Raw genomic sequence first — 8,922 nt, 5'->3', positions numbered from 1 at the left:
GTGCGTAATATGGTGGTTATCATCCCTAATAGGATTAATGGAGAGTGAAATCCAGTAAGGCTCACCATTTTTGCTGTAGTTAAGAATCTCATCATAGAAGGGCTCATGGCGGGCAAGATGATCACGAATGTTTTGCACGGTTTCAGGACTAGTATCTGCTCCTTGAAGAATATGACCAGGCTTTTTCCCTCTCATCTCATCTAAGCTATACCCTGACATCCGCTCAAAACCACGGTTTACATAAACCACTTTCCCTTGAGGGTTAGTCACGACAACTGCGTTATCGGTTTCGTTTGCCACCATGGACAATAACTGCATTTCTTCCCGGCGTTGCACAGTCTCAGTGACATCTTTTACAAAGGCAGTATAAAGTGTTCGATTACCAAGATGTACCTTCGATAATGAGAGCTGCCCCCAGAGTCGATGACCATCCTTATGTTCGATCTCGACTTCTCTACTGGTGCCAACAATTCTATCTTCGCCGGTCTTTCGGTTGCGATTTACATAGTCATCATGGTTGGCTTGGATTGCATGAGGCACCAACATTTTAACGTTCTTGCCATGAACATCTTCTTTGCTGTATCCCCACAGCTGCTCGGCCGCTTTGTTATAAAAGGTAATACAATTGTTTTCATCAATACACACCACAGCATCAAGCGCTTGTTCGAGGGTTTGGGTCATCATCTCTCGTGCATCTCGTTCAGCGGTAACATCACGAACAAATGCCGTGTAATGAATTTTGCCAGAGACGCGTATCTTGGATAAAGACAGTTGCACCCAAGTCAATGAGCCGTCTTTTCGTCTGAGCTGCACTTCACGAGAACGCCCGACGATGCGATCTTCTCCCCCAGATCTGTGTCGGTTAACGTAGCTGTCGTGGTTGGCTTGTAATTCGGTGGGGATCAGCATGGCTACGTTCTTTCCTTTCACCTCGCTTGCTGAATATCCCCAAATGTCCTCTGCTGCCTGATTAAAGAAAGTGATGTTATTGTGGTGATCAATGGTGACAACCGCGATAATTGCTTGCTCAAGCGCTTGTAGGTGAGAGTTAGAACGACCTAGCATATTGATCCTCTCTGTTAATGGCCTTTAAGCTGTGAGACAAAAGGTGTGAGCCCTAAGTCGGTACCCTGATTATCAATAAAACTGACAAATTATGATGGTAACTTAATAGGTATAAGCCAGGTTGGGCGGGTTTTCCAATAAACAAAAAGCGCGAGCATTGGCTCGCGCTTTTGACTGGCAATGATTCGCGTTTAAGCTGTGGCAAACTTGTAAGTGCGATAGCCGCCTAGTAAATTACGGGCTTTAAAGCCATGATTGACTAACTGGCGATAGGCGACGTTGCCTCGCAAGCCGACTTGGCAGTAAATCAAAATTTCTTTGTCTTTGGGAAGCTCATGAATGCGCCCGCGCAGTTCGTCAACCGGAATATGGATATCGCCTTCGATATACTCACCGTTTTCGCGTTCGGGGGCATTGCGCACATCCAGAAGCACTTGGTCATCACCTAGGGTCGCTAAATCGTGATAATGAACCGCTTTTGCGTCGCCTTTGATCAGGTTAGTTGCTATAAACGCGGCTTGGTTGATCACATCTTTAGCACTGCCATACGGTGGGGCATAGGTCAGCTCCAAATGCTGCAGTTGCTCAACCGTCATCCCAGCACGCTGTGCAACCGCCATGACATCAATGCGTTTATCAATGCCATCTTTGCCTACCGCTTGTGCGCCTAAAATAGCACCCGTGTCGGGTGCAAATAACATTTTAAACGAGACAATTTCTGCGCCCGGGTAGTAACCCGCATGACTTGCCGCGTGAACATAGACTTTTTGGTAATCAATGTTGGCCTGTTTAAGTTGCTTCTCATTTTGGCCCACAGAGGCAACGGCCAGATCGAAAATCTTACAAATGGCGGTGCCTTGGGTGCCAAGATAATGCTCAGTGCTTCCTAGCATGTTGTCAGCGGCCATGCGCCCTTGACGGTTAGCCGGTCCAGCCAGTGGTACCAGCGTCGGCTTGTGAGTGACAAAGTCGATTTCTTCGACGGCATCCCCGACCGCGTAAATATCTGGGTCTTGGGTCTGCATGGTGCTGTTGACCACGATCCCGCCTTTTTCACCAATCGCCAGGCCGGCTTGTTGTGCCAGCGTGACTTCGGGTTTTACGCCAACAGCCATGATCAACAATTCAGTGTGTAGCGTGTCGCCATTATTTAGCGTGAGGCTCAGTGAACCTTCTAAGTGTTGCGGTTCACTGGGTTCACCGGCGTCATCACTGGCCACATGCGTGGTTGGAATGTATTCGGCCGACGCCAAGGCCGTCCCCAGGCGTAAATCAATGCCATGATCACGAATGCTCTGATGGGCAAAGCCTGCCATTTCGCGGTCAACCGGCGTCATCACCTGATCGGCCATTTCTAAAAGGGTGGTTTCAATGCCACGCTGATGGAGTGCTTCCATCATCTCGAGACCAATAAAGCCTCCGCCGACGACAGTTGCGTGACTAGGATTGTTCATCTCGATGGTGTGCAAAATTGCATCCATGTCCGGGATGTTGCGCAAAGAATGTGTGAGTGGGTTATCTAAGCCAGGAATCGGCGGCATAATTGGCGCCGCGCCAGGGCTTAATAGTAATTTGTCGTAGCTCTCTTGATAGGTGCTGCCATCGGCCCGAGTGACCGTAACGGTTTTGTTTTCGCGGTCAATGTTACTGACGGCGCTATTAATACGCACATCGACATTAAAGCGCGCACGAAAACTATCTGGCGTTTGTAGCAAGAGCTTACTGCGATCCGTGATATCGCCACCGATATGGTAAGGCAAACCACAGTTAGCGAACGAAACGTAGGGGCCGCGTTCGAACATAATGATCTCAGCGTCCTCGGTCAGACGGCGTGCACGAGCTGCAGCAGAAGCGCCACCGGCGACGCCTCCAATAATTACTATCTTGGTCATTTTGACTCCGTTAAGCGTGACGTAATCCAAGTTTTTTCAGGAAAAAGGCTGCCGGACAAATCCCTGTAAACGCGCTTTGAATGAGGTTTACGCCCACGAATACAGTAAGCCAAACAAATTGGCTGTGCACGGTGAGGGTAAGTACCACAGAAAGCAGCACTATGCTGCCAGCGATCACGCGAACTGCATTTTCAATTGTCATTGTAAGACTCCTTTGCATTGATATTGCACCGTAGCTACCGCTCGACTGACGTTGGTTGCTTTGGGTGCGTGTCCTGTTATATGGATTGAATCCAGCGTTAGTTTCACTGTAGTCGCTATGTTTAGAAAAGTCTAATGATAATCTGTCTAAATTAGAGTTGACTAAACAATAAGAGGGGCTAAGCTTAAGGAAGTCCTTACAACAGGAGCCTAACATGGTGGTTCAGACAGGGTTATATGAAAAAGATGATGTGCCTGATATGGACATTGGCGCAATGCGACAACAAGCATCGAAAGCGGCGACCTTGTTGAAGGTAATGGCGCATCCTGAGCGCCTGGTGGTGTTATGTCAGCTACTGGCTGGAGAGACCCATGTGGGACAGTTGCAACAAGGTTCGAGCCTCAGTCAGTCGGCGTTTTCTCAACACTTAAGCGTGCTCAAACGTCATCAACTGGTGAGCGTACGTAAATCATCACAGCAGGTATTTTATCGCTTACGAGATCCCAACGTCGCGGATATTATCGCCACGTTACAACGCATCTATTGCCCGTAATCTTGATTTATTACTCGTTGTTGTGATGCTACCAACATATCAGACGGCGATGGTTAACTAAGTTATATCTAGGCATGTAGACGTTATATCCATTCCGTAAAGGATGCGCACGGACGACAGCAACAAGGAACTGCTATGCGAGATGATCAACCTCAAGGCCCGTTTATTACCCGTGTGATGAACAGTTTTTTTCCGCCTATTTTAATTGCGTTGGCACTTTTGGTTGGGGCTGCCGCGCTGTGGCTTACACCCAAAGAGGAAGATCCGCAAATTGTGGTGCCGATGGCAGATGTGCTGATACAAGCACCGGGCTTAAGCGCGCAACAAGTGGCAAAGCAGGTGACGCAGCCGCTAGAGAAAAAAGTCAGTCAAATAGACGGGGTGGAGTATGTTTATTCCACGACACAAACCGGATCGGCGCGTGTGACCGTGCGTTTTTATGTCGGAGAAGATCGCGAATCAGCGCTGGTCAAGCTATATAACAAGCTGTACGCCAACCAAGATGCGATCCCTGCCGCGGTGAGCGAGTGGGCGATTAAGCCGGTTGAAATTGATGATGTCCCTATTGTGATGGCGGCGCTGCGTAGCGATAAGCCAGATACTGTCGATCATTACGCGCTGCGTCGTATTGCTGAGCAAGCCACCTTGGATTTAAAAGCCCTTCCCCAAACCAATGTGGTTAACGTTGTCGGGGGTATGCCACGCCAGGTGTTAGTGGCTTTCGATCCGGCGGCAATGGCAAGTTATCAAATCAGTGTGGCCGATTTAACCCGTGCGTTTTCACTGAGTCATCAAAAACGTAACGCCGGTGATATTCAGCATCAAGGCCAGCGGTATGTCCTTGAAACCGGACAGTGGTATCAAAGCCGTGACGATATTCGCCAGTTGGTTGTCGCGGTTGTGAATGGCAAGCCTGTGTACTTACAAGATGTCGCCACGTTAAGTGATGGTCCCACTGAGGCCAGCACCGATACTTGGATCCAATCGCAACAACAGACCAAACCGCATCCCGCTGTATTTATCTCGGTTGCCAAGCAAAAAGGCTCGAACGCGGTGACGGTTGCCGACGATGTAACGCGCACCCTCGATCGTTTAGCGAATACCCAGTTCCCGGAGGGCGTAGAGGTTGAGATTATTCGCAACTATGGTCAAACCGCTGATGCTAAAGTCAATAATTTAGTCTCGAGCTTAGGTATTGCCGTGCTGACCGTGGTGGTGTTTGTGGGGCTGTTTTTAAACTGGCGCAGTGCCTTGGTCGTGGCCATCGCGATTCCGATTAGCTATGGCGCGGCACTGGGGCTTGATCTCGCTTTTGGGTATTCCATCAATCGTGTCACCTTGTTTGCTCTGATTTTGGCGTTGGGCCTGATTGTCGATGACCCAATAGCCAGTATCGATAATATTGAGCGCCACCTGACCCATGATAATAAGCCGCGGGGTCGCACCATTGTGCTGGCGATGCTGGAAATCAAACGGGCACTGATCATGTCGACGGTGGCGATTGTTATTGTGTTTACTCCGATGTTTTTTATCACCGGGATGATGGGACCTTACATGGCGCCACTGGCATTTAATGTGCCTGTGAGTGTGGTGATCAGTACCTTGGTGGCGTTTTTAGTCACGCCTTGGCTGGCGAAAAAAATTGTTCGTGCCTCGAATAAGGGTGATGACTATCGTATGGAAACGACACCACTTTATCGGGGCTATCGTCGACTATTACTTCCCCTGTTAGAAAATAATCGCCGTGCGAAAAGGTTTCTTATGGTAGTAGGGGGGCTGTTTGTGGTAGCGGCGATGTTACCGGCGCTACGTCTCGTGCCGCTTAAACTCTTACCCTATGACAACAAAAACGAATTTCAGGTGGTGTTGGATTTGCCAGAAACCGCCAGTTATGTCGAGACCTCGAATGCATTACGTGAGATGAACACTTATCTTCAGCAGCAAGCGGAAGTTGTCTCTGTGTCGGGGTTTGCGGGGCTTGCATCACCGATGGATTTTAATGGCATGGTGCGTCATTATTTTGCGCGAAATGCCCCCTATCAGGGCGAATTGCGCGTCGTCTTGGTGGATAAGCAGCGGCGAGAATTACAATCACATGGTTTAGTGACCCGCTTGCGTGATGATCTGGAATCGATCGCAGCCAAACATAATGCCGACATACAACTGGTGGAAATGCCACCCGGCCCACCTGTACTGGCGACCCTTGTCGCAGAAGTCTATGGTGCACCGAGTACGCCTTATGCAGATATTCAAGCGCAAGCCCAACAGGTTGCGGCGCGATTGGAACGAGAAGCGTTAGTCTCGGAAGTCAGTACCAGTATTCAAGGACCGCTATCGCGCTGGCAGTTTGTGGTCAATCAAGAAAAAGCGGCATTATCTGGCGTTGCTATCACTGATATTAACCAGGCATTGCGCGCGGCCAATCAAGGCGTCACGTTGGCTCACCTGGCGGATGCTGATGAAATCGATCCCTTACCGGTCACGCTGCGTTTAGCCCCGGATGCACGCGATAAACTGGATACCTTATTAGCGCTTCATATACGAGGCCGTGCCGGTGTCGCAAAACAATCGGTGCAAGGCGCTTTGGTCGATGCACCGCAACCGCTGGTGGCATTAAGCGAGTTGGGGCATTTTGAGCGACAACCGGTGGACCAACCGATTTATCATAAAAATCTTCAGCCTGTGGTGTATGTCTATGCCGAGCCAATTGGACGTGTACCTGGGGAGGTGGTCGCTGATGTGATCGCTGACTTTAATCAGCCAAAAACGGATACACCACGGCCGCTTGCAGCGCGTAGTTACCTCGACAATGGTGCTGGTGATGGTTGGCAGGTGCGTGACGATATTAATGTTGATTGGAGCGGCGAGGGAGAGTGGAAGATCACCATTGATGTATTCCGTGACCTTGGTATAGCTTACGGCGCCGCTTTGTTAGGCGTCTTTATCGTGATGCTAATCCAAACCGGCTTACCGGCGGTGTCTGGGATGATTATGCTGGCAATTCCCCTCACGGTAATCGGCATCATGCCCGGTTTTTGGTTGCTTAATGGCTTAAGTGGCGACATTAACGGCTATCCAAACCCAGCACTTTTCACCGCTACCGCGATGATAGGCATGATTGCATTGGCCGGCATCGTGGTGCGTAACTCCCTGGTATTGATTGAATTTATTCAGCAATCATTGGCGCGCGGTATGGAACTTAGTGAAGCCTTAATACAAGCGGGAGCGGTACGTATGCGGCCGATTTTGCTGACCGCCGGTACCACCTTATTAGGGAATGTGATTATTACCCTTGACCCCATTTTTAATGGTCTCGCATGGGCCATTATTTTCGGGATTGCGGCATCAACCGTCTTTACCTTGCTGGTTGTGCCTGTGGTGTACAACTTAGCGTATCAAAATCATCCTACCCATGGCTTACCGGCAGAAGGAGACGAGGCATGAATAAGAAAAAAGGATTACAGGCCGTCGTGCTGGGCACTGGATTGTTAGTGCTATTTCTTGGTATGGCTGGGGTCTTTACAGAAAAGGTGACCTCAAAGGCCAGCTCTTCGCAAGGAGCGGACGATCATAACACTTTGACGCTTACCGCGATTGAGCAGCCGCAAACCCGAACTTTTTCAGGGCAGCTGGTGGCGCGGCAAAACGCAACATTGGCGGCGCGAATGACGGCAACGGTTGCCGATGTCCTGGTCGATGTTGGCGATCGCGTGGAGCAAGGCGATATACTGATCCGCTTAGACAACGCCGATCTCAGTGCTAAAGTGCGCCAAGTGCAACAAGCACTGGCCTCAGCACAGTCACAACTGAATACTGCGCGCAGCGATTATCGCCGGATGGAAACCTTATTAGCGAAAAAGCTCGTGCCGCAATCACAATTCGATGATGCCGAGAACCGCTTAAATACCGCGCGCTCTGAATACCGCCGGGCGATCGCGGCAGTGGATGAGGCCGAAACCCAGTTCGGATTTAGTCTAGTGCGCGCGCCATTTACTGGACTGATCACCGAAAAAATTATCAATCAAGGGGATACGGCGACGCCGGGTGCAGCGATGCTGACGTTGTACAACCCAGACAGTATGGAGGCACAAGTGAACATCGCCGAGTCTTCACTGCCTTTTGTGACTATTGGAGACACGCTTCAACTACGCTTGCCAACTTATGAAAAAACATTGACCGGAACGATACGCACGATCACGCCGGCCGCCGATGCGACGTCACGTAGCTATCGCGTTGCTTTGACTTTGCCTGTCACAGACGGTGACGATCAGGCACGACTACCTGGTATGTTTGTTAAAGTGACGGTGTCACAAAAGGCGAGCTCTATTTTATCGGTTCCTGCTAACGCGCGTTACCAAATTGGTCAACTTGACTATGTGAACGTGGTTGAAGACAACCAAATTATAAGACGCTTGGTGGTACTGACCGAAGAGGGCCGAGTGCGAAAAGGGCTAAAGGTTGGCGAAACTGTATTACTGCATCCTAAATCGCAGAAGACTGACTAATCGCGTTCGCATTTTTAACAATGTCGACGATACTTAGAGGTGAGTTATCCCTCAAGGAGTTGACTATGAAGATTGCGTTACTTTCTGCCACGGCCTTAGCCGGCAGCTTATTATCAGGACCAGCGATGGCACTCGATACCTCATCGCTTAAAGTGTGTGGTGATGGGGCGAATTGGCCACCTTTTCACTATAAAAAAGGTGAGAATATCGAAGGCTATGACATTGATGTCCTCAATGCCATCTTTCAAGACAGCGGTGTAGATGTATCGGTAGATTTACCGCCGTGGAAGCGGTGCGTTTTTGAGACAAAATCAGGTAATTACGATATTGCGCTTAGCGCATCTTACAGCGAAGAACGCGATCGTGATTTTCTTTTAACTGACTATTATTACACTCTGCAGCCTAGCTATATTTACTCAACCCAACAACATCCGAATGGCCTGAACATCGAGACAGCGGATGATATTAACCAGCTGCGGATGTGTGGCCTTTTGGGCTATAACTACACAGGGTTCAGTGTTGATGATAGCCAGGTGAGGAAGTCAGCAAAAGACTTTAAGCAACTGGTAAAACAGACGCAAGCAGGGCGCTGTGATGTATTTTTAGCACGCTACGAGATACTCGCAGGGTTCAAAGCAGCACAAGGCATTGATTACCTCGCTGGCGGGATGCAAGTCGAGCCGATTCCCGGCAATATGGGTGATA

Annotated in this window: 7 protein-coding genes; 4 read left to right on the top strand and 3 right to left on the bottom strand. The window is 49.6% G+C overall.

Going from position 1 to position 8,922, the window contains the following annotated elements:
- The 3 genes from BZG79_RS07795 to BZG79_RS07785 form a co-directional block, all read right to left on the bottom strand.
- On the bottom strand, nucleotides 1–1,065 hold a 1,065-nt coding region (locus BZG79_RS07795; RefSeq protein ID WP_199877608.1), incomplete at its 3' end, for a PAS domain S-box protein.
- 191 nt (nucleotides 1,066–1,256) lie between these two features.
- Complete coding sequence (locus BZG79_RS07790; protein WP_077774114.1) at nucleotides 1,257–2,957, bottom strand: FAD-dependent oxidoreductase; 1,701 nt, start codon at nucleotides 2,955–2,957, stop codon at nucleotides 1,257–1,259.
- 10 nt (nucleotides 2,958–2,967) lie between these two features.
- Nucleotides 2,968–3,159, bottom strand: coding sequence for a DUF2892 domain-containing protein (locus tag BZG79_RS07785; protein WP_077460700.1), 192 nt, complete (start codon nucleotides 3,157–3,159; stop codon nucleotides 2,968–2,970).
- A gap of 214 nt (nucleotides 3,160–3,373) precedes the next feature.
- On the opposite strand from BZG79_RS07785, the gene BZG79_RS07780 reads away from it, so the two are divergent.
- The 4 genes from BZG79_RS07780 to BZG79_RS07765 all read left to right on the top strand — a co-directional run.
- Nucleotides 3,374–3,712, top strand: a complete 339-nt coding sequence (locus BZG79_RS07780) for a metalloregulator ArsR/SmtB family transcription factor (protein ID WP_021023582.1) — start codon at nucleotides 3,374–3,376, stop codon at nucleotides 3,710–3,712.
- A 135-nt stretch (nucleotides 3,713–3,847) separates the two neighbouring features.
- Nucleotides 3,848–7,156, top strand: a complete 3,309-nt coding sequence (locus BZG79_RS07775) for an efflux RND transporter permease subunit (protein ID WP_077774113.1) — start codon at nucleotides 3,848–3,850, stop codon at nucleotides 7,154–7,156.
- On the top strand, nucleotides 7,153–8,217 hold the full coding sequence (locus BZG79_RS07770; RefSeq protein WP_077774112.1) for an efflux RND transporter periplasmic adaptor subunit: 1,065 nt from the start codon (nucleotides 7,153–7,155) through the stop codon (nucleotides 8,215–8,217). Before BZG79_RS07775 ends, BZG79_RS07770 begins: the two co-directional genes overlap by 4 nt.
- A 65-nt stretch (nucleotides 8,218–8,282) precedes the next feature.
- The coding region (locus BZG79_RS07765) for a transporter substrate-binding domain-containing protein (protein ID WP_077774111.1) at nucleotides 8,283–8,922 on the top strand (640 nt) is incomplete at its 3' end.

The sequence above is a fragment of the Salinivibrio sp. MA427 genome, from assembly GCF_001996115.1.
Lineage (GTDB): Bacteria > Pseudomonadota > Gammaproteobacteria > Enterobacterales > Vibrionaceae > Salinivibrio > Salinivibrio costicola.
This window is presented reverse-complemented; position numbering and strand designations above follow the sequence as displayed.

Bases quoted from the DNA above. Each gene is read 5' to 3' on its own strand.
- BZG79_RS07770 (WP_077774112.1), top strand. From the start codon at position 7,153: ATGAATAAGAAAAAAGGATTACAGGCCGTCGTGCTGGGCACTGGATTG.
- BZG79_RS07790 (WP_077774114.1), bottom strand. From the start codon at position 2,957: ATGACCAAGATAGTAATTATTGGAGGCGTCGCCGGTGGCGCTTCTGCT.
- BZG79_RS07780 (WP_021023582.1), top strand. From the start codon at position 3,374: ATGGTGGTTCAGACAGGGTTATATGAAAAAGATGATGTGCCTGATATG.
- BZG79_RS07775 (WP_077774113.1), top strand. From the start codon at position 3,848: ATGCGAGATGATCAACCTCAAGGCCCGTTTATTACCCGTGTGATGAAC.
- BZG79_RS07785 (WP_077460700.1), bottom strand. From the start codon at position 3,159: ATGACAATTGAAAATGCAGTTCGCGTGATCGCTGGCAGCATAGTGCTG.